The sequence below is a fragment of the Pseudomonas sp. S3E17 genome (genome assembly GCF_024168685.1).
GTDB lineage: Bacteria > Pseudomonadota > Gammaproteobacteria > Pseudomonadales > Pseudomonadaceae > Aquipseudomonas > Aquipseudomonas marginalis.
This window is the reverse complement of the sequence record NZ_JALJWE010000001.1, coordinates 3,770,499-3,796,769: the sequence shown is the minus strand read 5'-3', so window position 1 is coordinate 3,796,769 and position 26,271 is coordinate 3,770,499. Positions and strand designations below refer to the sequence as shown.

Sequence of the window (26,271 nt, the reverse complement as noted above, 5' to 3'; positions counted from 1 at the left end):
TGCCAACACAAGGTCGTGTGCGCTGATGTCGAAAATCCTAGATTTTGAGATAAAAAACTACAAAGGGATTGTTAACACACGAATTGAGCTGGCAGGACGACTGGACAACCCAGTCGTGACACTCATTGGACTGAATGAAAGTGGCAAAACCACGATATTGGAAGCCATCTCGCAATTTGTGAGCAGCGACCGTTCTGTTTCAAGGCTTTACTTCTTTAGCCCAGAAAATAAAGATCAGTTCACCTTCATCCCTGCCAGCAAGAAAGGTGCGTTTACTGGCACCGTATCGATTGCTGCGACTGTTGAGCTTGAAGTGCATGATGTGGAGTCGATCAAGGCGCTGGTGAGTCGTGCTGGGCTGGATGTGGACACCGAGGCGCTAGCGAGACCATTCAAGATCGCACGGGAGTTTAGCTTCGAAAATAGTATGCCGAAGTCAAGGATTGCTAGCCTTGGGTTCGACTTTCGCGTCAGGCCCCAGGGGGAAGGTGAGTTTGAGGTTTATGCCCAGCCGGATGATGAAAACGAAAATCTGTGGAAACGTACGGCTGATTTGATCGAGGCTTCGATACCCAAGGTTGCGTATTTTCCGACGTTTTTGATCAATGTGCCTGAGCAAATCTCGCTCGCATCCGATGGTTATGAGGGTTACGAGAAGAGGCATTATCGGGAGATTGTCGAGCGCATAATCAAATTCGCTGGCTTCGATGTTGACCGGGATGTGAACAGACCAATCGAGTCGTTTCGGGCCGCTAACGGTGCTGACTGGTATGAGAAGTTCCAGCGTAGCGCAGCAAAGGGCAAGATTGATAATGTCTTCCAGCAGGTCTCCAACGCGCTTTCCGCTGAAGTGATTGGCGGTTGGCGGCGCGTTCTTTCGCGCAATGCCACAGCAAAACGGGTTGACCTCAAGTGGATAGTCGGCAGCGCTGATGACCCCAATGCGGTCGTGTCGTTTGTCGTGAGTAACCGCGATACGACTTATAAGATCGCCGAGCGATCGATCGGCTTCAGATGGTTCTTTACATTCTTGCTGCTCACGGGATTCAAACTTGAGCGTGAAAACCAGCATAAAATCTACGTCTTTGACGAGCCTGCTGCAAACCTGCACTCCCGCGCTCAGGCAGAGCTGCTGGGTTACTTCGAGAAGATGGCGGCCAGCGGCGATAAGATCATCTACTCAACCCATAGTCACCATATGGTGAACCCGAAGTGGCTTTCCGGGGCTTACATTATCGAGAATCGCCCTGCAGGTCAGGGTGATGATGAAGACTACGATCTCGACTTCACGCCTGCTGAAGTGAACGCTATTAAGTACAAGCAATACCTGAACACATTCCCAACTCGTACCCACTATTTCCAGCCAGTGATTGACCGACTGCAGTACGTCGTACCTGAAGTCGTGGGGACTTCACCATGTGTGATCTTGGAAGGGATCTCTGACTATTACGCGCTCAAAGCATCAGCATTACGGACTGGAGACAAGCTTGGGTTCAATCTTATTCCGGGTGTCGGTTCAAGCGCGTCAGGTAATCTGATCAACTTACTCATGGGGCGAGGCGAAAAATTCATTGTTCTGCTAGATGACGACAAGGAAGGACGAAAAGCCCGAGATCGCTTCCGAAAGGAATGGATCCTCCCGGATCAAATGGTGATCACCCTGGCAGATATCGATGCCTCATTCGAAGGGATGGCGCTGGAAATGCTCTTGGGGAAAGACAGCATGGAGGTAGCTCAGAACAGCTTGGGATTGAGCTCCCTACCTACCAAGGCTCAATACGGCCTGATCTTGGCTGAGTACCTCTACAAAGCAGATACTTCTATTGAAATTTTCTCGGGCCAAGGCCTGCAGAACCTTCACTCTGTACTTACATCTCTTGGGAAGCGCATTGCTGCGCTGTAATGCGAGAGCATTTCGCCGGGGAGCTAAGCCGATTGCCTCGCGGCAATAATTTGGCGCAGGTGCCTGGTTTTGCATGGCCCGTCGATTTCTGAGATGGGGTAGAACCCGCCGGAGATCTGAGCTTGGTGGTTTCGCTTCATAGCCTCCACAACGTCGGCATACGCATCTAAATTAGGGCGGCCTGCTGCAGCTCTTCAGCAGCTCTATGGACGGCCTGAGAGTTGTGCGCGAAGGCAGTCGCACAGCGAAGCCTGTCGACGTAACCGTCACGTCCGTTAGCAAGCAGGTTAGCCATTACGTGGCTTTGCTCCATTGCGGCTCTGATTCTCAAGAATGGTTCAACCATCTCAGGCCGTGGCAGATCCACAGGGTTGATACCCCGCAGAGCAAGTACCTGCGACTCGACAATTGTCAGGATCTCCTCGTTCGTCTCCTTAACCTGTTGCTGTAGATCGTTGAAGCTCTGGAACAGCAAACTGCTCACCGCAGCTGCGCGCGCAGCAACGCCAACAACTAGATGAGAAACCACCCGGTCCTTACTTTGGCGCTCCCGCGCTTGTTGCCGCCCTTGCTCATTAGCAATCAGAACCGCAGCGAAAACTGCTGCAATAGACCCAACCGCTTGCACCCAGCCGGGGCTATCTTTATCGAGCACACCGAAATGCACAAATACCCCGACTAGCAACCAGAGCGTCGGTATGCCGAGCATCAAAAGCCACAACCACCACACGGTGAAGACCCCCATCTCGCGAGGAATCGATTGCCACTTACTCACTGCAAGCTCCTGTCTATGTTTCAGCCCAAGAGGATGCCCCACCTTCGCTCAACTCGTCCACGAGTGCTGCACTCACAGTGTTCGATTAAATTCGACTGCTGACGCGACGCGTGTCAAAGGAGCAAATGCATTCGGCAGCTCCAGATGTTACAACAGGTGGTTCGGTAAGATGGAGCTGGTTTCGAATACCCCCACCTGGCGGTTCACTACCATCCAAGAAGGGCCATAACGGGCGGATTACCGACGTCGCTATCGGCCAAAAGCAGCCGCTGGCGGAAGCCCTGCTCAAAAAAGGGAGCTCGCTCATATAGCCTCACTATGACGCCCGGAAGCGTCTACGCAACTAGGGCGACTCAATCCTAGGAGGAAGGCCTCACAGGATTTCGACCTCGCTCTCAAGAAGCCAGCCAGCAGCAACAACGTTTCGCTTAGCCAGCGTCGGCTGGGGTGTATATACGACAATCGCCAGGCTCTTTTCAGCCCGACTACATGTCACGTAAAGCAGCCTACGAGTACGTGCTAGTGCGTTGTCCTTGCCGTCACGCTCGTTGTCTCGGTCTGTCTTTGTTGGTTCTTTTACACCCAGCAATTTGTCGTAGCTGAATAAGAAACCGCCTGCCTCTTCATCGTTGATGACGACCATGACTCGTGGAAACTCCAGCCCCTTTACCCCTTGATGTGTACCATAGGGTGAAAGGCCATCCGCATAACTCGCAAAGGCTGCCAGCTCCGAAAATGGACGCTCAAGGAATAGCTGGTAGGCGTAGTTGGTCATCGCGCTCGTATCTTCAGGATCTGGAGCCTCACCAGGAGCTCCCAACACCATTGCCCCAACCAGATTTTCAGGGACATCAAGTAGTTGGGTTTGCAACAGAAGCGTTGCGACCTCGCTCAGTGTTGGATCGTTTCTTTCGAAAAGAGAAAGCAGGGCGTGCGTCGCTTCCTCTACACGCTGCATGTGGGCCGATTGATCCCCTGTTGATTGCATAGCGTCCTTACTGAGCAAAGGAGAGCGAGAGCGTACTGCTTCAAGCAGAAGGAAGTGATCGTCCTTTGCGGTAAGAATGGGAAGAACGCCTTCGCTGAAAACGCGAAGTGCGGGCAGGGTTCCATCCAGCAAGCCTGTTTGAAGGTGCTCAACCGCGTGTAGGGGCGTGAACAGCTTCTCGAACCCCATTCGCCGCCCAGCCATCTTATGTTCGAGGATCAAGGTCTTTCGGCCTTCAGGGCCGGTAGCCCATTCTCCGTCGTCGGTGATTGCAGCCATCGAATGTGCGATTCCTTCCTCAAGATTCGATGCCTGTTCTTGGCTTTGACTAATGCAGTACATGCGCACTACGCCTTCAATGGCATCAGGTTTTGGGGTCTGCTGATGAGTGTCGGCAGTGCTTCGAATCACGTTGATAAGGTCTACCACCCTACGAGGGCAGCGGCGATTAACGACCTTTTCAGGTTTCAGCCAGTCACCCGGTATCGCTTTATCAAGGCGCGTTACTCCATGGCCGTAAATCTGTTGCATGGTGTCGCCCAGTAGCCCTAAGCAGAAGCGTGTCTGCGCCAATTGCTGGACTTTCAGAAAAGCCTCCATTACTGGAGCGTGGGTGTCCTGACTTTCGTCGATCAATACAACTGGGTAGCGGTCTACTAGAACATCCAGCAAAGGGCGTTCAGGAACGAATGCTGCAGTTAACTTGATGACCTCATCGTGATTAAGTGCTTGCCGCTCTCTGTTGTCGCCAGCGGGGCTGTAGATGAACTTCGTAATCTCGTCGAGAGTCTCAAGCCTGCGTATTTTGCTTTGTAGCTTCCGTCTGTTTGCCCGAGATGTTTTATTGTCGCCTCTCGAGCGTGCTAGCTCGCCCTCGATCTTTTCAATGTCCTGGGCAAGTTTGATTCTTAGCCACTCTCTGATCTCGTTGTCGAATCCTTGGATTAGGCGCCAGGCGAACGCGTGAATGGTCGAGACTTCCACGAGTGGATCATACTCTAGCCTCCGAAGAATCTCATCGCAGGCTGCGTTTGTATAGGTGATCACCGCAATGCGCCTGCCCTCGAATGTCAGGCGTTCTCGCTCGCGACTTTTGAGTTCGCGGATAGATTCGACGAGTGAGTGGGTTTTTCCTGAGCCAGCACCTGCGTAAAGAAAAAAACTCTTCGGGTCTGCCAGATTCAGGCAAGCCTGCATAATGGTGTCGGCATCTGCGATAGGTGCCTCGCTCATGGCGTCACCTCCACGCCCTCGGGTGGAATTACCAGCAGCTCTTTTTGCTTGTTTCGCAATTTGGACTCAAGCCAGTTGAGGCCTTCACAGATGTATTCAGGGATTTCGAGGCTGGGAAAGTTTTTGTCGCCCAAAACGAGCAACACAAACTCTGCTTTCTTTCCTTCGCGTAATTCGTTGAAAAATCCTTCTCCGACGGCTTCCGATGTTTGCGCTTCATTCAAAACTTTTACGAAAGCCTTCATCAGACCAGTACTGTTTGTCTTTTTCGCAAAGTAACCAGCGTTGCTAAGCACGAAGCTGTCTTCAAAGGTATTTGGAAGAGCTTGTATTGCTTTACCAGTAGCGGGCAGGTGGGTGGAAATAGGAGTTTGATAGGCGATGCGTACCGAGTACAGGTCGTCGATTTGGTGCTCTTTTTGGTTCGCTGGCAGCTCAAGCAGCTCATCCACTGTGCTGCCGAGATGCATCAGTTTCATCCAGCTCCGCAACGTCGGATTGTTCGTAATCTGATCTGCGTTTCTTTGCACCGGTTTTGCAGCTTTATTAAGCCCTGCATCGAGGTCTGTAATAACCAGGGTGAGGATGCCAAGGGCGTCAATTAAAGGCCTTAGTCGGTGTGCGTGACTACCACCGATATCGAGAGTTGTGATGTAGCAGCGGTCAAGGAATGGAAACTTATTTCGCAAAAAATGCGGCAGCATCATTCGCTCTGCTGAACCCTCTACCAAGATGACGGCATCGGCGAAGAATATGTCCGCGTGCTGTGCCCGCAAATACCTGGTTACGAACTCCTTCGTCTTTGTTCCCTCGCCGAACACGTTAGAGAGATTAGAGACCGTCGACACCGGTACACCGATGCGATACATCCCAGCTGGGAGTCGCCTGAAATACCTAAGGTTCTGGTACTCCACTTCATGTGTTACATGGCTGGAGTGCGTGCTCACCAAAAGCTGAGTCTTCAGATTTGGGTAGCGTTCAAGCAAAGCGTCTCGGCATAGAACTTGGTAGGCGTGCCGCACGAACACTTGTTGCACTTGAACATGAAGGTGGGCTTCAGGCTCTTCAATGAGCACGAGGTGGATGGGCTCGACGCGGTCTATTACTTCAGTGCTGGCGGCCCTGGTTTTTCTCAGCCACTCGTCCCTGAAGCCCATCAACCGGAAAATCATAGATATCAGGTTTTGATATCCCAACCCGTTAGCGGTCTCTGGTAAGTGAAGAGGAGGGGCTCCTGGAGCGCCCTGGATTGAATCCAACTCAAAAAGGACGGCCGCTTCATGATTCATGCCGTCAGTTGTTGCTAGGCGACTTGCGACTTTGATGCGTGGGTCATTGCGGCCGGGGTAGCCCAATCCCTCGACCTCTCTAATAGCAGGTTCGAAGCTGCTACCTAGCTTCGTATCGAATGCCGACTGGGCTGCTTCTATCGCCCGCAACGCTTCGAGATCTGAAATATCTGGGCTGTCACCTGGATCAAGGTGTCGGGAGTAATAAGATCTGAGTTGTTCCGAGAGTTTTCGAGCGCCGCTGGGGCTAGTGCTATCGCCTTGATTGTCGTCCGAATGGTCGCCGAATCCCCGCTGTGCATTGATTTCATGTACTCGAATTAATCCACTGAGAGGATTGCTTTCCAAGGGCAGGGCAGTAGGGCCCAATTGCTGCATTTGCGCCATTCGAGTCGACTTGTCAGGCTTCTTAAGTTGTTGTGGATCTAGGCGGTACCAACGAATCTTGAATTTATCTCCCAGACGACGGTTCAAGTAATCATGAAGGCTCTGCGGCCATAGTGTCAGCGGGCTACCAGGCGGGTCTTCCTTCCCTAGAGCATCCTCAAGCTCTGCAACCCTCGCGCGCTCCTTGCGGTAGTCCGTGTACAACGTATTCATATCATCTGGTTCAAGCAGGAAACGCATTCCCACAAGCCCCCCGCGCCACTCAAAGCTGGGTATGAGATCGCGGATGAAGTGGAACTCTCCTTGATCTGCCGACACCCAGATATCCAGACTAGGGAGCCAGTCGGCCCAGTCCTTGGCTGTAGGAATTTCATAGTTTGCTGGTGGGTTCTCCCACTCCTTCCCAATCTCGTCCAGCTTGGCGAGATGACAAAGAGTCAGATCCTGGAGCCGAAAAGCAGAAGCCTTCGAAACCAAAAATCTCCGGAGTGCCAGCATAGCGGAGGATTTGCCGCTGTTGTTTGCACCTACAAGCAGAGTGGTCTCATTAGCGAAGTCAATTCGGACAGAAAGCAGTTTTCGAAAGTTAGATATCTCTACGTGCTGGATGCGCATGCGTCGTCCTTGAAAGCCTGAGGAGTATCAATTTGCTATCAATATAGCTAGCTGCCTATAACAATCAAAGAGAGAACAATGGAGAGAAATTTATTTTTTGGCCGAAAGTAGTCGTTCGTGAGCGGCAGCTTTCGGCCCAGAGTGTGTAAAAACGCTTTGACCTCATCGTTGGATCATCGACTTTCGTTGGCTGAGCGATCGCACGGTAAATGCTGCGGAACTGGCGACAGACGCCCCGGATGGCCTTGCTGTTGTCTTTTCGAAGGTTAGCGATGGTCTTGAAGTCGGGTATCAACCGCCCGGTCAGCCACATCAGCTCGACGTTGCGTTGGACTTCTCGTTCCAGGCGTCGGCTCGACTGGATGCGGTTGAGATAGCCGTAAATGTAGCTCTTCAGCAGGATCGCCGGGTGATAAGCAGGCCGGCCTGTGTCGGCTGGGATAGCACCGTCAAAACCCAAGGAGAACAGGTCGAGTGTCATTGACAAAGACGTGGACTACGCGCGCCGGGTTGATAACGCTGACGTAGTCGTCGAGGCCCTCGAGAAGTAAGGTGCCTTGGCCTCGATGTTTACCTTGGATAAAGCGCTTCATGGGCGATCCCTGCGATGAAATCCTCAGAAATCATAGCAAGGGTTCGCGAAGGCGTTTTTACACACTCTGTGCCAGGAGCCGCCGCTCGCGAATGGCAAACGGCCTGAGGTACCCATAATGATGGCGATTTGAACATAAATTTTTACGTAGCGTAGTACAGTAGCCAGCGAAATTTTACGTGCTACACAACTTCTAACCATTGCAGGACGCACATCCGACATGACCGCTATCTGTAAAGCTCCCCTTCAGCAATTTGTTCAATGGTGCTCGGATCACATTATCGGCGATGAGAAGGGTGAGGCCCAAATTTTCTTGGATCAACTTTTTCGAGCCTTCGGTCATGCAGGCTTTAAGGAAGCAGGCGCCGTCTGCGAAATGCGCGTTAAGAAGGCGGACAAGGGCACCAGCTTTGCGGATTTGGTCTGGAAACCAGTGGTGTTAGTGGAGATGAAAAAGCGCGGTGAGGACCTCTCCAAGCATTACTCTCAGGCTTTCACATACTGGACCCGCTTGGTTCCCAACCGCCCGAATTATGTCGTACTGTGTAACTTCGATGAGTTCTGGATCTTCGACTTCAATAGCCAGATGGACAGCCCGGTCGACAAGGTCCGTCTCAGTGAGTTGCCAGAGCGATTTGGGCCGCTGGCGTTTCTATTCGCTGCTCCCACAGAGCCTGTCTTCGGTAACCACCAAGAAAGCGTCACACGTAAAGCCGCCGATCAGTTAGTGCTGCTTTTTCGCTCTTTGATCAAGCGAAATGTTGATCGTGATCTTGCTCAGCGTTTCACGCTTCAAATCCTAATGTCGCTGTTCGCAGAAGATATTGGCCTACTTGAGAAATATTTTTTAACCCGACTACTAGATGACTGCACAAGTCCGGCGCTTGCCTATGACCTGATCGGACAGCTATTCGTGGAGATGAACACCCCCGGCAGAACACCCGGAGGCCGCTTCAAGGGTGTTCCCTATTTCAACGGCGGCCTATTTGCCAATCCTGCTCGCATCGAACTCAGCGCGGACGAAATTGTGATGCTCAAGGAAGCAGCCAAGTTCGACTGGTCGCAGGTGCGACCGGAGATATTCGGCGCCATCTTTGAGCACAGCATGGACTCCGACGAGCGCCGTGCCTACGGTGCCCACTACACAAGCCCTGTGGACATCATGAAGGTGGTTGGACCGACGATTGTCGAGCCTTGGCGGCAGCGCATCGACAACGCGAAAACGCTAACGGAGCTGGAGCACCTCCTGATGCGTATCGAGAGCTTCAGGGTGCTGGACCCGGCTTGCGGCTCAGGTAATTTCCTTTATATCGCCTACCGTGAGATCAAACGCCTGGAAGCTGTCATTTACGAGCGCATGGGTGAGTACAAGAGCATTGACGCATCCCAGAGGCCGATGGGCTTTGTCTCCACACGTAACTTTTTCGGCATGGACATCAATCCATTCGCGGTTGAATTAGCCAAGGTAACGATGATGCTGGCGCACAAGTTGGCTATCGAGGAACTACATGTTCAGGAGCAAGCACTTCCGCTGGATAATCTCGACGCCAACTTCAGTATCGGTGATGCCTTGATACTCGATGACGGAGCTCGTACCCCTTGGCCAGAAGTCGACGTGATCATAGGTAACCCTCCATTTCTAGGCGCTAAACTACTCAAACCCAAACATGGTGCAGACTATGTCAAGCGTTTGCGTAACGCCTACCCAGAAGTACCGGGCATGGCAGATTTCTGCGTTTACTGGTTCCGCCGTGCAGAACTGCACCTAGCTGAAAGCACCATGAACGACTGGCCGTCTGGGCGTGCAGGTTTGGTTGGTACGCAGAATATCCGCAATAATGCTAGTCGCATCGGTGGTTTAGACTTCATCTGTGCAAGCGGTACTGTGATCGAGGCCATTGATAACCAACCCTGGTCCGGAGAAGCCAACGTACACGTTTCTATCGCTAACTGGATTAAATCTCAGGATTCTGCATTGCTGCCGAAAGGCCGGAGGTTGTGGTACAAGATTGAACAGGCACCCAAAGCTCGCAAGGCTCGTGGTAGCGGACATGCAAGCAAGGATTACGAACTGGATATGCGCATAGTGACGCATATCAACGCGTCGTTGTCGGATAAGGTAGATGTGGGGGCTGCAGAAAAATTATCCTGCAACAGCCAGGTCGTTACTTGCCAAGGTATTACCCCTGGTCATTCTGGTTTTCTACTGGACAACTTCGCTAAATCCGCGATGCCTGAAAACGAGCAAGTCATCATTCACCCATATCTGGTTGGTGATGATCTGCTTAGTGGTCGCCAGCTCGCCCGCAATATTATCGACCTTGGCGATATGGACGTTCTCCAAGCCAAGCGTTTCAAGAAGGTTTTTGCCCATTTGGAAACAAACGTACTTCCAGATATGTTGGCAAAATCAGAGGCTTCTGAGCGAGCAACATCTATTAACTACTGGTGGAAACATTGGCGTCGACGTGAGGATTTGATTGATGCCATCAAAGAAGTCCCGCGCTACCTCACCTGCTCCCGGGTCACGAAGCGTCCAATCTTCACATTCATTGATGCGACCATACGTCCCGGTGACGCCCTTCAAGTATTTGCCCTCGCTGATGACTACAGCTTCGGCATCCTACAATCGGCTGCACATTACAAATGGTTTCATGCCAAATGCTCTAATATGAAGTCGGACCCGCGCTACACCTCGGAATCAGTGTTTGATACCTTTCCTTGGCCGCAAGATGTAAGCGTTGCCGAGATCGACGCGGTGGTGAATGCAGGACGTCATTTGCGTCAGGTGCGCGATCAAGCCTTGGAACATCTCGATGGAGGCCTTCGTACCCTCTATCGCACCATTGATGTACCCGGTAAGAACCCCCTCAAAGACGCTCATGCGATCCTTGATACCGCGGTGCTGAAGGCTTACGGCTTTTCTGCCAAGCAAGATTTGCTTGAAGGATTGCTCAACCTTAATCACGCAGTCGCCACGCAGATTGCTGCTGGACAAACGGTTAACGGTCCGGGCTTGCCTCCCTCCTACCCACATCCTGAATCACTGGTAAGTACTGATGCTTTTGGCCATCGTAGTTAAACTAGGATTTGCATTTTGTTCTGATTCGGAGCGTGATGACGCCGTTTTGCCATATGCAGATATCTAAGAATGTCCGCCTATGGCCGATTGCTGCCGGTGACGAGGGCAGCAATCGGCTAGAGACATCCGATTCCCGGGGTTAGCTGAGGGAAAAGATCATAGACGCAGTTCTTGTCCGCGAATTACACGTCTCACATGGCCATACTCTCTCTTCAGGTAGTCCGTATCCAAACTGAATCCGCACAGATCCGCTATCAATGACGTCAGATTCCAGACAGCGCCATTTGGATTCTGCATCTTTGAATATTCATCCAGGGTTTTGTGAGCAATCTTTAATCCGTGCTCATGAAGCCCAATGGTTGTTCTGACTCCATATCTAAGTTGAGTCGGCTGCGCTGAGTCCAGGTCGAGGTTTGAAAATATCGGCGGCCCAACATCTACCCCACCTTTATCAGGTAAGGAAACCGCTATATCAAAAATCTTGCCATCGACTTCAACCCATGAATGATCAAATGTCCCTACAGTTGACATGACCTCACCGATTACCAGTGCAGGTTTCAGTCCCATCTCACTCAAGATCATGTAGAGACAGGCAGAGGTGTCATGACAGGCACCGCCCCAGTTGTTCAGCCACGTCAAGTTGAGAGGAACGTCGAAAACCTCAAAAATGTCTTGCCCATCTTTGATGGTAAGCGAGGCTGTATGGGCATTCTGGAGCCATAGCGGTATGCGCGACATATTAATTCCTGCTCCTATACATTCTGAATCGTCCCCGATGCCATAGACGCCTCCACACCTCAAATGGAGAGTTTGTTAAAGTCCTCTGCTGACCGGTTTCTGCCCGTCGCCACCCTCGGCCGCGGGGGGAGCTGGCGATCAGTTAAGTATCGAGACTTTGGATGGAGCGTCAATGTTAAATCCGACCTGCGATATGATTAGCATAACTGAGGTTTAAGGGCTCAATCGACACGAACTGGTCGGTCGGATGACCCGCGGTAACAGAAAGCGATTCAGTGCCATTAGAGGGGCCGTTTACATCGACTTGACCGATACAACTTCGACAAACCTGAATTTTTTTCTGGCCGTCTTTGTAGCTTCTTGCTCCGCAACTAGTGAGCTCAGCGTATCGGCCTCATGTACCATCTCGTGCATTTTGCCTTCAAATTCATTTCCCACCCGCAGCGTGACTCTCAGCCTGGGCGTGAAACCTTTTGAGACTTTCTTTTTCTTCGCTGCGTTTACCGGTTGTACCATCACGACATCCGAGATGGTGTCTTGCACGTGTGTGTTAAATGCTGGCGCAGGGGACTGTGAATCACCGAATAGCGCCCGGCGCATCTCTTCTTCCGTCAATTCTGTAGTCATAACATTTCTCAGAAGGGCGTTATGTACAACCATGCCGATTCTGTCAGCGTGGTCGGACTCTGCATTATTCGTCGCTAGGTCAAACCTGAAGCGGTGGAGGGCCGCCAGTCACCGCCGAGCGTCATCGTCTGGCTGGCAGCTTCATTCGATGTATAGCTTATTGATACTGCATGCTTGTGTTGTCACTGCTTCACATTTACGCTTTGTCCCGTCACGGTCAATCCCGTGGCCGGGTGTCAGAACCTGAATTGTTCGAGGCGCATAGCGCCATAGCCAGCTATTAAGTGCTTACATAGGCTTAGCTGCTGCTTTTCTATGGCGGTCCGTGCGGGGCAGGCTTCGGCCTGGCCGGTTCCCTCGGACGCCGGTTTCTGACCCCCGTACGGTCCGCCACCCATTTCGTGTCAGAACGGCTGGGTGGACGGCTCCTTAACTGTCCGAGGAGATAAGGAAAATGACCTGTCCCCCTTTTAAGCTCGTGCGCCACCCTGGCCAAATGATTCAAGCTGCACAATATCTCGGAGGATTCCGCGATGTTTGATCTTTCGCTTCTCATTGGCCTACCCAAACCCAACAGCATCGATACTTCATCGCTTACCCCTGAAGATGCAGCTATTAAACTACGGCAGGCTGCAATCCTTCGGCTTAATGGAGCACAGAGCGTCCTGCTTCATTTTCCACAGGATGTTGAGCTGGCGGTAGAGCTGTTGGATGACGCGGCTGTACTGTTCGACAAGGCGTTTCGATGTTTGTCCGGTATCCCAGCTCAGCGCGTTCATCAACAGGTTGGTGAGTACGTCTCTGTCCCTTCAGCTGAAGGCTGTCCTGGTCTTCGAACACCGTGGGGCAATGAATTCCGCCCGATGATTGAGGACGGCGTTCGGTGCGCTGAGACCTGGCTCGATGGCTCATCATTGCCGCTGTGGTGGGCACTGGCGCAAAACCGAAAGCATCATCGTCCAGGTGATCCCCAAGAAGCATTTGAAGCAGGCTTTCTGCTGCGGTTGCAGCAGACGCTGATCGTGCGACGTGAAGCCGTCACCTCCCAATCAACCAGCTTTGATGCCTGAGTCTGTAATTGACGTTTGAGATTTGCTTTTTCCGCCAAACCCTCCGATCAAGCGATCTTTGATCGCGTTGATCGGAGGGTTCACTCGCTTTTTCTCGAAGCCACGTCGTGCCACCGTCTTATTTTGATATCTGATTAGCGCCACATATTCTTTTACCGTCGGTAATCGCCCGCGCGATTCTACTAAGCGCAGCGCCGTTTAAGTGTCAGGACGGATCGTTTCGTTGAGGCGTGGATCTAGGTGTAGCGACAACGGCGACAATGGCGACAACCCATGCAGACCGGGCCTGGAGCGTGGCGACACTAGTGGCGACAGTCGCCACTTTCTAAGCGCTTTGTTCGTGACTCTTGACCGCCTTTTCGAGTAGGTATAAAAATTGGCGCACGGATCGCTGTAGTTGACAGCACCTGCCCAGGTAGCCAGAACCTTTAAGGTTACGCCACTTGCGTGGTGGTTCTTCCCCAAGTGCGATTAGCGTCCGGCGGCTCGCACGGTCACTCCCAAGAGTGATGGATGCCTACTCGACCAATCTGCCTACTGCGGCAGACGATGGACCTTCCTCGCTGCACTGCAGCAACCTCACCTCTCGGCACACTTCGCTGCGCCAATCCGCGCCCGTCTCTTTCTTCTGGAAAGAGACGGGCGCTTGTACCGCTGCTGCAAGCCACGTCGTACAAGGCATTGCCGCAACTCTCCTCGTGACAATCGACCTGACAAATGCGATTCGTCGCCATCCGCAATGACACAGGCACCGGTGCAGCAGCCAATGGAAAGGCTGCACCTGACTGACAGTCAGGCATGCTCCAGGTGTCCATGTCGTTGCCTTCTCCTACTCAGGATCTCCAGGTGCCGAACTCGTCAGTCGGCACAGCCTCCACCCGCCCGCATCTTCGGATGCGACTAAGGAGGCCAGATTCATGGGGTCATGCCCTCGCTCCTGGTTGTAAGGAGCCGTTCGTTCCGCGTCAGTGAACACCTCACAGGCCGCAGGGGCCTTGATCCCTGATAACACTCAACAGCCGTGGCGGGACTACGTGAGGACAACCAGCAATGATCGAGGAGAGGCCCATGCAGCAGTTAGATCCGAAGCTTGAACTACCACGACCACCTCGACCGTTGATTGAGTCGAACCCCGTGCCCCAGCCTTATCCGGTGCCGGCACTGGGTGGGATTCTTGGGCCTGCGGTCGAACGCATGGCCGAGGTCATCGGCGTGCCTCAGGCTCTGGCCGCGCAATCGGTGTTGGCCGCCTCGGCTTTGGCCACTCAAGGTCATGCGGGCTTACAACTCGACGGGAGAAATTATCCCCTGTCGCTGTACCTGATCACGGTGGCCGCGTCAGGTGATCGCAAGACCGCCGCAGACCGATGTGCATTGCTGCCTGCACGGCAATGGGAGCGTGAACAGTGGCAGCGCTATCGCGAACAACTTGCCAGGTACCGTGCCGCACAGCGGCAGGCGCAGCGTATCAAGCCTGGCGATCCTGAGCCCGCAAACGGAATGTCGCTCGAAGCGGAGCCCTCAGCCCCTAGACTGATCACCACCGACCCGACTATCGAGGCCCTGATCAAGGGGCTCTGTCATGACCTGCCTAGCATGGGTCTGTTCTGTGATGAGGGTGGACAATTCCTCGGCAGCAGCACCATGAGTCGGGATAACCGTTTGAAAGCGGTTACGACCTTGTCGTCACTCTGGGACGGCAGTCCGATAGATCGCGCGCGGTCCATGGTGGGTGAAAGCTTGCGAGCTTATGATCGACGCTTAAGCCTGCACCTGATGCTGCAACCGTATTTGGCCATGCAGTTACTCAGTGACCCGTTGCTGCAGGGGCAAGGCATTCTAGGGCGCTGCTTGATGACCTGGCCCACCAGTCTAGCCGGGCAACGTAGCTACCAGGCTGTCGACTTGTCCAAAGACGCTGCCCTCAAGCGCTATCATCATCGCCTTTCGGCTCTGTTTTATCAGCCTTGGTCACTTTCCGCTGACGGAGCCTTGCAACTGTCAAAGCTGAGCCTCAGTCCGCTGGCTCGTCGTCGCTGGATTGATTTGCATGATGCTATCGAAGCTCAGCTGGGGGAGTTTGGCGAGCTGGCCAGCGTACGGCCCAGCGGATCAAAGGCCGCCGATAACCTGCTGCGCGTCGCCGGCATTCTTGCAGTTGTGGAGGAGAGCAGCGTCGTGGAGGTCGACCATATCCAACGGGCCTCCGCTTTAGTCGGCTACTACCTCACCGAGATCCAGCGCTTGACTGAGCAGGAGCCAGTGTGTCGAGTAAAAGAGGAAGCAGACCGGCTGCTGCGATGGCTACAGGTCAAAGATTGGAAGCGTTTCAGTATTCGTGAATTGAATCGCAACGGTCCCCGCTTTGCCCGCAAGAGCAGTCGTCATGCCGCCAAGCTGCTGGTCGAGTTGATTGATCATCAGTGGTTGATCACCGATGGCCACACCTTCGAGGTGCGCCATGTTTAATCTTGATGAAGCGCTGCGCAACCATCTGGCTCAGCGTCAAAAGGAGCCCAAAGCGCGATTTGTCGCCGCTACTGTCGCCACTTTGTCGCCACGCGCAAAACCAGGCAGGACGAGGGTTGTCGCCGCTGTCGCCAGTGTCGCCACCACCCATAAAGCTATCGCCTCTACGACAGCCATTATTCAATGGTTGAAAGAGGAGGGTGCGCATCTTTACGTCACCGACAACACGCTGTGTTTTTGCCCGACTGATTGGGCGCAGATCCCCATCGTGAGCGCGCACTGGCGAGCCCTTTTGCATGATCTCGCTGCAATCGATCAGGAACAGAAAAATGGCTCGAGTTGGTAAGCGATCTGGGCGCAATTTCGGCTTCGGTCGCCAGCTCAGCTATGCCGGACCGCAAGCACTGAAAGACCTGTTTGGCGACGGCCATTTTGCTACCGTCAAAGCCCATAGTGATCGCTGGCAGGCCTTCGTGCGTTGGTGTCTATCCGAGGAAGGGCCGAGGCTCAATGATGCGCGACAGATCGACCGCGAAGTCCTAATGCGGTACGCCGTCCACGTGCGGGAGCAGGTTGATCAGGGCAACGTCGGCATCGCCACCGCGCAGAACCGACTGTCCAGCGTGAACCGAACGATGGCTGCGCTGCGCGGTGATCAATACGTCAAAATTCCGAGTCCGAGCAAGGCGCTTGGCTTGCAGCGCTCAAGCGTGCGTAGTGAGGCGCCACAAGGCCAAGACCGTGTGCAGGTCAGGCTGATTGCGCAAGCGCTGTCAGAGCGACAGCAACTGAGGGTGAGTGCCATCGTGCTCCTCGCTCGGGAGACCGGCATGCGCCTGCGTGAAGCGATCTTGGCGGACTTGCCCCGGCTGCAACGTGAGGCTCGGCAACTGGGCAAGATCAATATCCAGGACGGCACCAAAGGCGGTCGATCAGGAGCATCGGCACCGCGTTGGATTGTGGTCACGGATCAAGTTCGTGGCGCCCTCGACAGGGCCAGCGAGGCCTCACCCAAGGGCAGTCGGAATTTGTTAACACCTGATGAAAGCTACAAGGATTTCTTACAGACAATCTTACGACCGGCGCGGGACATCATGCATGAGCATGGATTGAAAGGCTTTCATGAACTGCGGGCGGCTTACGCCTGTGAGCGCTATGAACAATTGACCGGCTTCTCCGCGCCCATCAATGGCGGTCGTGGTCAACGAGAGGATCGAGCACTCGATCAGCGTGCACGTCAGCAGATCAGCCACGAGTTGGGGCATAACCGCATCGACGTGGTGAGTGCCTACATCGGAGGTCGTCGATGAAGTCCGAGTTCGATATGGCGTTGTTTCTGAGCCCCGTGCTCAAAGGTGCGCATGCCACGCGGCAGCGGCATATCAGGCAGGCAGAAAGGATGCACGAGGCGATTCGTGAGCGCTGGAGTTGTGCGACCCCTTGGTCCTGGAAGGAAAAGCACACTAGATGGTTTTTAGAGCACCACCTGCGTTGCTCAGCACCAGCGACCATTTATTACTATGAGTTAACCGCAGGGCTGATCCGCCGCAGAAAGGCGCAACTCGTGGTTGTCTGATAGACCTTAAGCGTGAGCCCGTGAGGATGGAGTGCGCAGTATTCACTGGGTGTCGGGGTCGCTGTAATTAGCCCGGTATGGCACTTCGGACTTCATCTCTATCAACATGCGCCAGCGCGACTTCGATTAGCTCCGGACGCTACCCACGCTCGTTCAGGATGGTGTTAGCCATGGAGCGGATGCCGTGACTGACCAAGAGGGGGCATATTTTTAAATAGGGAACATCGTCCTTATCATCAGAATAGGGTAGGTGATTTCTAAGGGCAGTTATTCACCACAGGTTGATCGATATTTTCACCAGAAAGATTGAGCTTGCAGCGATCAATATGGCACCAAGAGTCCCATTGGCTGGGCGTAAGTGTGGGCGCAACCGGTTTTTAGCGAGCAGGAAAACTCCAGAGGCAACCGCTAAAACCAGTCCTTTGAGCAGGCTATAGCTTAGTGAATATAGTAATGCGATCGTCAAATGGGACCTGTTTTCCCCGAGTAGCAAGGGAAACAGAAGGGAGAAAAATACCAAGGTCTTGGGATTGAGCAATCCCGCAAAAAAAGCCTCTAGCCAAGAACCGTGGAAACGGTGTGCCGTGTCAAGGCTATAGGGGCTTGGCCAATATTCATGCCTCAAAATCCTTATGCCGATGATGAGAACGTAGCAGGCACCTGCTAACTGGATGCCTACGACGAGCAGGTTTGAAGCCGCAATCACTGCGCCCAGGCCATAAAGCAGAAGAGTGGCGGTGATCAATGTACCGCCGAGGTCGGCAAGCAGGCGTCGTACGGCAAACATCCAGCTGTAACGCAGACTGTTACGTACCACGAGGATCGTCGAGGGGCCGGGCGATAAAATTGGCAGCAGTGAAAGTCCGAGAAAATTGACCATGTCCATGGTGATTGCCTCTTTGGATATTCAACTTGCTGGCGTACTGTCGAAGATCATGTCGCGCATCAGTTCACTCGCACCGGCGGCTATAGTGCCGGCCATGGCATCTCGATACACGCGTGCCACCTCGGAGTTAAGTTGATAGCCCTGCGCACCATGCAGTTGCGCGCAAGCCTGCGCGGCGCTGAGAGCGAGTTCGGTGGCGCGCAGTTTGAGGATGCAGGCGGAGCGCGTGTCGAGTTGGCCTTTGCTGTGCTGCCATGCCACCTGATAGGCGTAGTGCCGTAGGATTTGTTGTTCGCCGACGAGGTCTGCCAGACGGTGCCGGACACTTTGTTTGTCGCTGAGTGGCCTGCCCTGGAGTTGATGTCGACGCACGAACCCGTCGAGTACACGGATGCTGTGGTGGGCCCCACCGAGGGCTAGAAGACCTGCGACCAAGCGTTCGAAATCCAGGCCCTGCATCAGGTAGAGCAGGCCCTTGCCGGATTTGCCGAGCACATTGCAGGCCGGCACCACCAGATGGGTGAAGTCGAGATCGCAGACGTCGGCGCTGCACCAGCCAAGCATGGGGTGCGGCGTGCGCACCAGCCCCGGGCTGTCGCCATCGATCAGCAACAGACTGCTGCTGCTCAGTGCGTGCTGGCCTTCGCAGCTGCGCACCAGGGTCACGATCAAGGAGGCGCGGGAACCATTAGCGATATAGCGTTTGCTGCCCTCAACGATAAAACCGTTAGCCGAGGGTCGCGCCCTGCATTGCATCTGGCTGAGATCGCTTCCGGCGTGTTCTTCGCTGATAGCCAAGGCGGTAATGATCCGTCCTTGGCGAATGCCAGGAAGGTAGCGCTGGATTTGTTCTTCGCTACCGAACAACTCCAGGTAGGCGCTGGCCATGTAGGCATGCACCCCAACCGACGCACGGATACCGGCGTACCCCAGCGCGCCCAGCTCTTCAAGGAACACAGCGCTTTCCAGAAAGCCTTCGCCACGCTGTGGCAAACCTAGCAGGCCGTGCTCGGCCAGGGTCTGCCAGGCGTTTTCGCACAGATGTCCACGTTCTTCGGCAGCGTCTGCTATTGGCAGAAGCTGGCTCTGCAGGATCTGGCGCACCTGTAGGGCGAAGTTGCGATGGCTGTCGCTCAGATAGGGGCTGGGCATAGTCGGTTCGCTTTTATTTCACCGAGATCACTTGGTGTGCCGAGATGATGTCTGTCAGACAGCCAGGAATTCTGAATACGGCGTTAGGGGTACCGGCTGCGGCCCAAATCTCGTCGAACGTCAGCAGGTCTTCATCGACGAACAGTTTCAGCTCTTGCTTATGTCCGAGAGGCGGAACGCCACCGATGGTGAAGCCGGTCACCTCTTTGACGAAGTCAGCATCTGCCTTGAAAATCTTGTCGCCGACCAGCCGCGAAATGGTCTTTTCGTTCACTCGGTTCGGCCCGCTTGCCAGTACCAGCACCGGGATATTGTCGCGGGTGCGAAAAATCAGCGACTTGACGATTTGGGCCTTTTCGCATCCCAGCGCTTGGGCGGCATCGTCGGCAGTGCGGGTCGAGTCCGGCAACTCCTGAACGGTCAGGTCGAGGCCGCGCTCGTGAAGGGTGTCCTGGAATTGCTGAGCGCGTTTACTGATTGTCATAAGCGGGTTCTCCCGATGGATGAAGCGTAGATAGCAGTCGCCGATGATCGATCTTGCCGGTGGCGGACAGCGGCAGGATTTCGCAGAGTTGGATGTGGCGTGGAACCATGTAGGCCGGCAGCTGCGTGGCCAGGCTAAGACGCAGTTGCTCCGGGCAACACGAGGGGTCGACGGCGATCACGAAAGCGACCAGCGCCTTCTCGCCCTGCGGTGATTCAGTAACGGTAATGACGCTTTGCCGCACCTGCGGATGGCGGTTGAGATGGTAGGCAATTTCCCCCAGTTCGATTCGAAAGCCGTTGATCTTCACCTGGTCATCAGTACGTCCTTGAAACACTATGGCACCGTCTCCGCGGAAGTAGCCTCGGTCCCCGGTGCGATAGAGCCGTTCCTGGCGTTCGCCGATCAGGCATTCAAAGAAGCGCTCGCGGTTGACGTCTGGCAGTCCGAGGTAGCCTGGCGAAAGGCCGGGTCCGGCGAGACAAACCTCGCCGCTTTGACCCTGTTCGCAGAGGCGATCCTGGTCAATCAGGTAGACGCGGGTGTTCTGGATCGGGAAGCCGATGGGGAGGGCGGTATCCTCGTCGCGCAGCTCGCAGAGCGGATAGTACGTCGCGAATGTTGTGCTCTCTGTCGGGCCATAGACGCTGACGATCCGTCCCGGCCCGTATCGCTCCAGGGCTTTGGCCATATGCCGCAGAGAGTGTGCTTCTCCGCCGGTGAGGACGGTACCGACACTGTCCAACGCCTGTGGCATTTCGTCGATCAAGGTATTGAATAGGGCTGTGGTCAGAAACAGCACGCTGATCTTTTGCGTCTGCAGGATGTGCTGTAGCCGCGAAGCGCGAATGTACACGTCCGGGTAAAGCACACAGGTGCCTCCGAGCAGCAGGGCACCCCAGATTTCGAAGGTGGCCGCGTCGAAGGTCGCAGGCGCCATTTGCAGCAACCTGCTGTTCTCGTCCAGGCAGGCGTAGCGGGCGTTGTATACCAGGCGGGTAATGCCCCGGTGTGGGACAGGCACGCCTTTGGGCTTGCCTGTGGAGCCGGAGGTAAAGTTGATGTAGGCGATGGCGTCGGCTTCGATTATGAGCGGCGGGTCGCCTCGATCCTCAGTCGCTTCTGCAACAGCACTGGGTGCCAACACGTGGTAGCGGGAAAAGCGGGTGTCGTGCCTGGTGTTTTCGCTTCCTATCAGGTAGTCGCAGCATGCTTGGCCTAGCACTTCATGAATACGTTGCTCCGGCCAACCCGCATCGATGGGCAGGTAGCTCGCTCCAGCCTTCAGGATCGCCAAGAGCGCCACGATCAGTTCGGTGCTGCGCGGTAGGCTGACGGCTATTACATCGCCAGGTTGCACGCCCTTGGCGAGCAGGTACCACGCCAAGTGGTTGGCGTGGGTGTTCAACTGTTGATAGCTACACTCATGATCCTGATGCCATATGGCAATGGCGTTCGGGTGGCGCGCTGCGGTGCGGGAGAACAACTCGCCGACCGATAGGTGGTCCGGATAAGGTACGTGGGTTTGGTTGACTTGTATGTGCAGCGCCAAGGCTGAAGGGGTTAGCTCAAGCGTTTGCATGCTGATTCCTCATTCGAGTGGTCAAGCTGTGCAGCAGTTGATGGCGATGGCTGTCGAGGAAAAAGTGATCGCCATCGATCTCGATCAGCTCAAACTCTTTCGAGGTATGCATGGACCAACCTGCCATGCTGGCTTGTCGGTCGATCGGGTCGTGGCGGCCGAAATAGGCGTGTATAGGAATCTCCAACGGTTGCTCATGCCAGTCTTCCCAAATTTCCGAGAGCCGCATGTCGCTGCGCAGCGCTGGGAGCATAAGGCGCATCAGAATCTCGCTCTGTAGTACCGCCAGCGGCGTCCCGCCCATGGTGTGTAGGGCTTGATGGAAATCCTCGGCGCAGAGTTGATGCAGATAAGGCTGCGCTTGTCGGCTGGCCGGGCTGCGGCAGCCGCTGACGAACAAACGGTGGGTCTGGCCGGGATGGCGATAGCGGATTTTCTGAGCCAGTTCGTAGGCCAGGCGTCCGCCGAAGCTGTGCCCATAGAGCGCATGGGGGGCATTAAGGTAGGGCGCCAGCACCTCGAGGCAGTCCTCGATCAGTGGCGACCATTCCTCATACGGCGTTTCCTTGATTCTGGAACCTCGGCCGGGCAGGCGTACGGCGAGCAGTTCCACGTCTGCGTCCAAATCATTCACCCAACTGCGAAATAGATCGGGGTTACCTCCCGCATAAGGGAAGCAGATCAGACGCAAGCGCGGACGAATCCGGGGGCGGGGCACCAGAAGCCAGCGCTCATCGTATGCTTGCCCGGACATATCCTCAGATCTCCGTCAGGGCGTTAAAGTGTTTTGCGTTACGTTGAATGCAGGTAGCAATGTCACTTACAAGGCTCTGTGCGAAGAGATCCTCGGGGGGCAAACTGTCCTCGCCAAAATGCTCCTCAGCCTTCGCAATCAGACGGATGGCGCTGAGTGACGTGCCTCCTGCGGCGAAGAAGTCGCTGCTGGCATTTTCCACACCTAGCCCCAATTCGCGGCAGGTATTAATCAGCCAGAACTCGATTTTGCCGATTTCTCCTACGTTGCTCATGCTCTGTTCTCCTTCTTTATCTGGCTCAGCGCCGAGGGAATTGGAAGCCGTTGCAGGTGCGATCGACAAAACGGTTGTGAGGGAAACGATTATCCCCGGACACCAATACGCAACCGAACTTGTCCAGGCTGGCCTGGCCGCCGAATTCCTCGAGAGTGTTCGAGTACGGATAGACTTGCACTGAGGTCGGCAGATAACGGGCGGCGAAGCCCAGGCGCATCTGGTCGGTCAGGCCGTTGTGCGGGTGCGAGGCATGCATAAGGGTCGACCAGAAAATGATGAACTGGCCTTGGCGCATGACCATGGATTTGGCCTGGGACTCGTCGGGCTTCCAGTTCGGGTCTTTCTGCAGTTGTCGATAGTCATAACCGAAGAAGCCCCGACGGACGCCGTCTTTTTCCATTTTATTGATGGCGTCGGATTGGTAATCCATGGTCTTCGATTCGTCGTAGTTCATGGTCCGGTGAGTACCGGGAATGAACTGCAGACAACCATTTTCAATGGTGGCCTCGGTGAATGCGGCCCAGACCGTGATGGTGCCGCCGAACTGCGCGTCTTCTGGCCAGACTATTTGAGGATGCTTGGAGCCGGCAACGTTAGAAAAATTGTCGGCTTGGTGCCAGTCGGTGCCTTCGTCGCCGGGGTATTTGGGGAAGAACTCGGAGCGCCAGCAAAGCGTGTCACGGCCAAGGATGCTCGACACCCGATCGACGATTTCCGGACGAGTAATGTGCGCTGCGAGGAAGTCGACATCCAGGTGACGGTCATAGTTGGACAGATTGGTTATCCCGGATACCGCCTTGTCCTGGCTGTAGATCGCTTTCTTGGTGTTGAGAAGTTTGGGGCGCAGGGCTTGTAAGCTACGCTCCATTTCGTCCTTTTGATAAAGGTCGAAAGGCCCTATGTAACCGTCGCGGTTGAACTTCTCCAATTCACTTTGGCTGAGACTAAAATCCAGTTCAGTGGAACGTACCTGTTCTTCCATTTGACACCTCGCGGGTTTGTGGATCGTGTTCTAACGGGTCATCTGTTTTTCCAGATAATTTTTGAATGTGTCGCAAGCCTTTTGCAGGTGCTGGCGTAAAACAGCAGCCGCCTCTTCGGGGGCTCTGGCCTCGGCAAGCGATATCAATTTTTTGTGGTCATCCTGGGCCATTTCTTCCAGTCCCATGGCCGCCAGATGGAAGCGCAAAAAGCGCTCTTCTTCTTGCAACTCAACGTTGATCAGGTTGAGCAGCTTCCGGTTCGTCGAACGTCCATAGAGCGACATATGAAACAACCCGTTGAGGCGCCCAAGGTTGGCCAGATCGGTTTCGTTTTCCATAGCGGCGACGTATTCGCGGGCTTTCGCGAAATCTTCGTCACGCAGGTTTGGAATTGACTGACGCAGCGCCTCTGGCTCGAGTAGCAGGCGCAGGCAGTATGTCTCCACCGCATCGCTGACGTTCATCTGCAACACGACGGCTCCCTTGTTGGGGGTGTTGCGTACTAATCCCTGGGCTTCAAGTTTCAACAACGCTTCTCGGACTGGCATTCTGCTGACACCGAACAAGCTCGCTAGCTCTTCCTGTCGCAAGGCCGTTCCGCCTGCAAGGGTTCCGTTCAAAATCCCATCCCTCAATGTCTTTTCCACCAAGTTTCGTGATAACGGAGATTGAGCATCTATCTCAGGAAAAGCTGCTTTGAGGTCTACGGTGGCTTTCAATTTTGTCTCGCTGACAGGCTTGTTTATGGATCCTGGATCCAATATATAATTTTACAATTCAGCTCTGTCAAGTAGCGCTGAAGCGGGTCGTTAGCACGGCGTTGGAACGCCTTCGGCGCCCGAGCGAGCGTTCTTACCAGAGGTGAGAGAGGGTTGGTCGACCCTTTTTGGCGGGTATTTGTTGGTGTGCTTGGGTTGCAGTTAATTTTTCCTTGGTGATGTAAATCGCCAACAAAATTATAATTAATGACATTTTATGCTTGTTTTTATGGTTTTTTTGGGAGGATTAGCAATTGGTTTTCGTGTGTTTCGTTTAGTGTTTGTTCTAGCGAGCGAGGGTGAACGGCCGCTTCGGCTGCCCACTGTCGTAACTGTCGAAAAAAGGAGAAACCGTCATGATGCTCAAGGATCCGTCCAGCAAATATCGCCATTTTAATACCGTGGACCTGCCCGACCGCCAATGGCCCGGCAACGTGCAGGCGCTAGCTCCCACTTGGTGCAGCGTTGATATGCGCGACGGTAACCAAGCCTTGATTGAACCGATGAATGCCGAGCGCAAACGCCGTTTTTTTGATTTGCTGGTCAAGGTGGGCTTTAAGGAAATTGAGGTGGGTTTTCCCGCCGCTTCCCAGACCGATTTTGACTATGTGCGTGAGCTGATCGACAGCGGCTCGATTCCTGACGATGTCACGATTCAAGTGATGACGCAGGCGCGCAGTCATCTGATCGAGCGCACCTTCGAGGCGCTGAAGGGGGCTCCACGGGCGATTGTGCATGTATACAACGCCACCGCTCCGGTGTTTCGCGATGTTGTCTTTGGTGTGGATCGTGCCGGCTGTATCGAGATTGCCACCCAAGCGACGCGCGAGATCAAGCGCCACATGGACAACAATCCCGGTACGCAATGGACATTCCAGTATTCCCCGGAAACCTTTTGCTTCACCGAGCTGGAGTTTGCGCTGGAGGTCTGTGAGGCGGTGACGGACGCGTTCGGGCCGACCCCGTCCAACAAAATGATCCTGAACCTGCCGACAACGGTGGAAGTCTCCACCGCAAATGTGTTTGCCGACCAGATTGAATGGTTCTGTCGGCATTTCAGCCGCCGTGACAGCGTGGTCATCAGCGTCCATCCCCATAACGATCGTGGCACCGGCGTTGCTACGGCGGAGCAGGCATGCCTGGCAGGCGCTGAGCGTGTCGAGGGCACGTTGTTCGGCAACGGTGAGCGAACCGGTAATGTGGATATCCTGACGCTGGCTATGAACCTCTACACCAGTGGCATTGATCCTCGGCTGGATTTCTCGGACATCATTCATGTCCAGCGTGAGGTGGAGTTCTGCAATCAGTTGCCGACCCATCCTCGCCACCCATACGCCGGTGAGTTGGTGTTCACGGCTTTCTCCGGTTCGCACCAGGACGCGATCAAGAAAGGCTTTGCGGCACGCCAAGCCAACCCGAACGGAATATGGGAAGTACCGTACCTGCCAATCGATCCCGCCGATATGGGCCGCAGCTATGAAGCGGTGATTCGCGTCAACAGTCAGTCGGGCAAAGGTGGCGTGGCGTATTTGCTGGAGCAGCATGGCATCGTGATGCCGCGTCGCTTGCAGATGGAATTCAGCAGCCTGGTCCAACAGGAAGCGGATGGCTCCGGCCAAGAAATCAGTGGGGAAATGATCCTTGCCTGCTTTACCCGGCATTACCTGGAACAGGGCAAGCCTTACGCGTTGCGGATGCCAAAACTGGTCAGCGAGGGGGATGTGACCTATCTGGAAGCCGCGCTTGAACACGGTGCGCAGCACATCGACCTGAATGGCGAGGGCAACGGCCCACTGGCGGCGCTTGTCGATGCCTTTGCCCAGCGCGGCGTTCACTTCGATATCGCTGATTACCACGAGCATGCCACCTGCGACGGGGCCCAGGCTGAAGCACTGGCCTATGTGGAAATTCGCGTGGGCAACCAGTTGCTGTTCGGTGCCGCCCGCGACGGTAGCAGCTTGCTGGCTTCCCTCAACGCGGTGACCAGTGCCGTCAACCGCGCATCCCGCCTGGGCCTGCTCAGCGTGGCGAGCATCGCGGTGCCTTCCTGA

Annotated in this window: 21 protein-coding genes and 2 pseudogenes; 8 read left to right on the top strand and 15 right to left on the bottom strand. The window is 54.6% G+C overall.

Annotated elements, in window-relative coordinates; genetic code table 11:
• Positions 1 to 25: 25 nt before the first annotated feature.
• On the top strand, positions 26 to 1,903 hold the full coding sequence (locus tag J3D60_RS16955) for an AAA family ATPase (protein WP_253492098.1): 1,878 nt from the start codon (positions 26 to 28) through the stop codon (positions 1,901 to 1,903).
• A 166-nt stretch (positions 1,904 to 2,069) separates the two neighbouring features.
• Here the strand turns inward: J3D60_RS16955 and J3D60_RS16950 are convergent, their stop codons facing one another.
• The 4 genes and pseudogenes from J3D60_RS16950 to J3D60_RS16935 all read right to left on the bottom strand — a co-directional run.
• Positions 2,070 to 2,678: a hypothetical protein gene (locus tag J3D60_RS16950; RefSeq protein ID WP_253492097.1), complete on the bottom strand. Its 609-nt coding sequence runs from the start codon at positions 2,676 to 2,678 to the stop codon at positions 2,070 to 2,072.
• A gap of 373 nt (positions 2,679 to 3,051) precedes the next feature.
• Positions 3,052 to 4,899 (bottom strand): UvrD-helicase domain-containing protein, encoded by a 1,848-nt coding sequence (locus J3D60_RS16945; protein ID WP_253492096.1) that lies wholly within the window; start codon positions 4,897 to 4,899, stop codon positions 3,052 to 3,054.
• Entirely contained in the window at positions 4,896 to 7,190 is a 2,295-nt protein-coding gene (locus J3D60_RS16940) for an AAA family ATPase (RefSeq protein ID WP_253492094.1), read from the bottom strand. Before J3D60_RS16940 ends, J3D60_RS16945 begins: the two co-directional genes overlap by 4 nt.
• Before the next feature lie 217 nt (positions 7,191 to 7,407).
• A pseudogene (locus J3D60_RS16935) lies at positions 7,408 to 7,783 on the bottom strand (transposase); the annotation flags it as partial.
• Positions 7,784 to 8,002: 219 nt separating this feature from the next.
• Between J3D60_RS16935 and J3D60_RS16930 the strand changes: the two are divergent.
• Positions 8,003 to 10,864, top strand: coding sequence for a DNA methyltransferase (locus J3D60_RS16930; protein WP_253492093.1), 2,862 nt, complete (start codon positions 8,003 to 8,005; stop codon positions 10,862 to 10,864).
• 156 nt (positions 10,865 to 11,020) lie between these two features.
• Here the strand turns inward: J3D60_RS16930 and J3D60_RS16925 are convergent, their stop codons facing one another.
• Positions 11,021 to 11,602, bottom strand: coding sequence for a lasso peptide biosynthesis protein (locus J3D60_RS16925; protein ID WP_253492091.1), 582 nt, complete (start codon positions 11,600 to 11,602; stop codon positions 11,021 to 11,023).
• A 294-nt stretch (positions 11,603 to 11,896) separates the two neighbouring features.
• Complete coding sequence (locus J3D60_RS16920; RefSeq protein WP_253492089.1) at positions 11,897 to 12,229, bottom strand: hypothetical protein; 333 nt, start codon at positions 12,227 to 12,229, stop codon at positions 11,897 to 11,899.
• 533 nt (positions 12,230 to 12,762) lie between these two features.
• On the opposite strand from J3D60_RS16920, the gene J3D60_RS16915 reads away from it, so the two are divergent.
• The 5 genes from J3D60_RS16915 to J3D60_RS16895 all read left to right on the top strand — a co-directional run bounded on the left by J3D60_RS16915 (position 12,763) and on the right by J3D60_RS16895 (position 17,344).
• Complete coding sequence (locus J3D60_RS16915) at positions 12,763 to 13,299, top strand: LasR-specific antiactivator QslA (protein ID WP_253492088.1); 537 nt, start codon at positions 12,763 to 12,765, stop codon at positions 13,297 to 13,299.
• Positions 13,300 to 14,367: 1,068 nt separating this feature from the next.
• Entirely contained in the window at positions 14,368 to 15,768 is a 1,401-nt protein-coding gene (locus tag J3D60_RS16910; protein ID WP_253492087.1) for a YfjI family protein, read from the top strand.
• A complete protein-coding gene (locus J3D60_RS16905) occupies positions 15,761 to 16,114 on the top strand; it encodes a hypothetical protein (RefSeq protein WP_253492086.1) in 354 nt (117 codons plus the stop codon). The genes J3D60_RS16910 and J3D60_RS16905 overlap by 8 nt, the downstream gene beginning before the upstream one ends.
• Positions 16,098 to 17,078: an integrase domain-containing protein gene (locus tag J3D60_RS16900; protein WP_253494019.1), complete on the top strand. Its 981-nt coding sequence runs from the start codon at positions 16,098 to 16,100 to the stop codon at positions 17,076 to 17,078. Before J3D60_RS16905 ends, J3D60_RS16900 begins: the two co-directional genes overlap by 17 nt.
• The gene (locus J3D60_RS16895; protein ID WP_253492085.1) at positions 17,075 to 17,344 is read left to right on the top strand and encodes a hypothetical protein; all 270 of its coding nucleotides are present in this window, start codon (positions 17,075 to 17,077) and stop codon (positions 17,342 to 17,344) included. The genes J3D60_RS16900 and J3D60_RS16895 overlap by 4 nt, the downstream gene beginning before the upstream one ends.
• Before the next feature lie 79 nt (positions 17,345 to 17,423).
• On the opposite strand, the pseudogene J3D60_RS16890 reads toward J3D60_RS16895, so the two are convergent.
• From J3D60_RS16890 to J3D60_RS16850, 9 genes and pseudogenes are all read right to left on the bottom strand, one after another.
• A pseudogene (locus J3D60_RS16890) lies at positions 17,424 to 17,540 on the bottom strand (integrase); the annotation flags it as partial.
• A gap of 75 nt (positions 17,541 to 17,615) precedes the next feature.
• Positions 17,616 to 18,230 carry a LysE family translocator gene (locus J3D60_RS16885; RefSeq protein ID WP_253492083.1) on the bottom strand — a complete coding sequence of 205 codons (615 nt, stop codon included), beginning with the start codon at positions 18,228 to 18,230 and terminating at the stop codon, positions 17,616 to 17,618.
• A 21-nt stretch (positions 18,231 to 18,251) separates the two neighbouring features.
• Positions 18,252 to 19,382 carry an acyl-CoA dehydrogenase family protein gene (locus tag J3D60_RS16880; RefSeq protein ID WP_253492081.1) on the bottom strand — a complete coding sequence of 377 codons (1,131 nt, stop codon included), beginning with the start codon at positions 19,380 to 19,382 and terminating at the stop codon, positions 18,252 to 18,254.
• A 13-nt stretch (positions 19,383 to 19,395) separates the two neighbouring features.
• A complete protein-coding gene (locus J3D60_RS16875; RefSeq protein WP_057711097.1) occupies positions 19,396 to 19,866 on the bottom strand; it encodes a YbaK/EbsC family protein in 471 nt (156 codons plus the stop codon).
• Positions 19,853 to 21,448, bottom strand: coding sequence for an amino acid adenylation domain-containing protein (locus tag J3D60_RS16870; protein ID WP_253492079.1), 1,596 nt, complete (start codon positions 21,446 to 21,448; stop codon positions 19,853 to 19,855). The genes J3D60_RS16875 and J3D60_RS16870 overlap by 14 nt, the downstream gene beginning before the upstream one ends.
• Positions 21,435 to 22,202 (bottom strand): thioesterase II family protein, encoded by a 768-nt coding sequence (locus J3D60_RS16865; RefSeq protein WP_154974231.1) that lies wholly within the window; start codon positions 22,200 to 22,202, stop codon positions 21,435 to 21,437. The genes J3D60_RS16870 and J3D60_RS16865 overlap by 14 nt, the downstream gene beginning before the upstream one ends.
• 4 nt (positions 22,203 to 22,206) lie before the next feature.
• Complete coding sequence (locus J3D60_RS16860) at positions 22,207 to 22,476, bottom strand: phosphopantetheine-binding protein (RefSeq protein WP_057711100.1); 270 nt, start codon at positions 22,474 to 22,476, stop codon at positions 22,207 to 22,209.
• A gap of 25 nt (positions 22,477 to 22,501) precedes the next feature.
• On the bottom strand, positions 22,502 to 23,461 hold the full coding sequence (locus J3D60_RS16855; protein ID WP_253492077.1) for a chlorinating enzyme: 960 nt from the start codon (positions 23,459 to 23,461) through the stop codon (positions 22,502 to 22,504).
• A gap of 30 nt (positions 23,462 to 23,491) precedes the next feature.
• Positions 23,492 to 24,181: a GntR family transcriptional regulator gene (locus tag J3D60_RS16850; protein WP_057711102.1), complete on the bottom strand. Its 690-nt coding sequence runs from the start codon at positions 24,179 to 24,181 to the stop codon at positions 23,492 to 23,494.
• A gap of 395 nt (positions 24,182 to 24,576) precedes the next feature.
• Here J3D60_RS16850 and leuA point away from each other — a divergent pair, with 395 nt between their 5' ends.
• Entirely contained in the window at positions 24,577 to 26,271 is a 1,695-nt protein-coding gene (leuA, locus tag J3D60_RS16845) for a 2-isopropylmalate synthase (RefSeq protein WP_253492075.1), read from the top strand.

What these genes read in the sequence shown, in the direction of transcription:
- J3D60_RS16955 (WP_253492098.1), top strand. Translation starts at nt 26, where the DNA reads ATGTCGAAAATCCTAGATTTTGAGATAAAAAACTACAAAGGGATTGTT.
- J3D60_RS16945 (WP_253492096.1), bottom strand. Translation starts at nt 4,899, where the DNA reads ATGAGCGAGGCACCTATCGCAGATGCCGACACCATTATGCAGGCTTGC.
- J3D60_RS16940 (WP_253492094.1), bottom strand. Translation starts at nt 7,190, where the DNA reads ATGCGCATCCAGCACGTAGAGATATCTAACTTTCGAAAACTGCTTTCT.
- J3D60_RS16930 (WP_253492093.1), top strand. Translation starts at nt 8,003, where the DNA reads ATGACCGCTATCTGTAAAGCTCCCCTTCAGCAATTTGTTCAATGGTGC.
- J3D60_RS16925 (WP_253492091.1), bottom strand. Translation starts at nt 11,602, where the DNA reads ATGTCGCGCATACCGCTATGGCTCCAGAATGCCCATACAGCCTCGCTT.
- J3D60_RS16920 (WP_253492089.1), bottom strand. Translation starts at nt 12,229, where the DNA reads ATGACTACAGAATTGACGGAAGAAGAGATGCGCCGGGCGCTATTCGGT.
- J3D60_RS16915 (WP_253492088.1), top strand. Translation starts at nt 12,763, where the DNA reads ATGTTTGATCTTTCGCTTCTCATTGGCCTACCCAAACCCAACAGCATC.
- J3D60_RS16910 (WP_253492087.1), top strand. Translation starts at nt 14,368, where the DNA reads ATGCAGCAGTTAGATCCGAAGCTTGAACTACCACGACCACCTCGACCG.
- J3D60_RS16905 (WP_253492086.1), top strand. Translation starts at nt 15,761, where the DNA reads ATGTTTAATCTTGATGAAGCGCTGCGCAACCATCTGGCTCAGCGTCAA.
- J3D60_RS16900 (WP_253494019.1), top strand. Translation starts at nt 16,098, where the DNA reads ATGGCTCGAGTTGGTAAGCGATCTGGGCGCAATTTCGGCTTCGGTCGC.
- J3D60_RS16895 (WP_253492085.1), top strand. Translation starts at nt 17,075, where the DNA reads ATGAAGTCCGAGTTCGATATGGCGTTGTTTCTGAGCCCCGTGCTCAAA.
- J3D60_RS16885 (WP_253492083.1), bottom strand. Translation starts at nt 18,230, where the DNA reads ATGGACATGGTCAATTTTCTCGGACTTTCACTGCTGCCAATTTTATCG.
- J3D60_RS16880 (WP_253492081.1), bottom strand. Translation starts at nt 19,382, where the DNA reads ATGCCCAGCCCCTATCTGAGCGACAGCCATCGCAACTTCGCCCTACAG.
- J3D60_RS16875 (WP_057711097.1), bottom strand. Translation starts at nt 19,866, where the DNA reads ATGACAATCAGTAAACGCGCTCAGCAATTCCAGGACACCCTTCACGAG.
- J3D60_RS16870 (WP_253492079.1), bottom strand. Translation starts at nt 21,448, where the DNA reads ATGCAAACGCTTGAGCTAACCCCTTCAGCCTTGGCGCTGCACATACAA.
- J3D60_RS16865 (WP_154974231.1), bottom strand. Translation starts at nt 22,202, where the DNA reads ATGTCCGGGCAAGCATACGATGAGCGCTGGCTTCTGGTGCCCCGCCCC.
- J3D60_RS16860 (WP_057711100.1), bottom strand. Translation starts at nt 22,476, where the DNA reads ATGAGCAACGTAGGAGAAATCGGCAAAATCGAGTTCTGGCTGATTAAT.
- J3D60_RS16855 (WP_253492077.1), bottom strand. Translation starts at nt 23,461, where the DNA reads ATGGAAGAACAGGTACGTTCCACTGAACTGGATTTTAGTCTCAGCCAA.
- leuA (WP_253492075.1), top strand. Translation starts at nt 24,577, where the DNA reads ATGATGCTCAAGGATCCGTCCAGCAAATATCGCCATTTTAATACCGTG.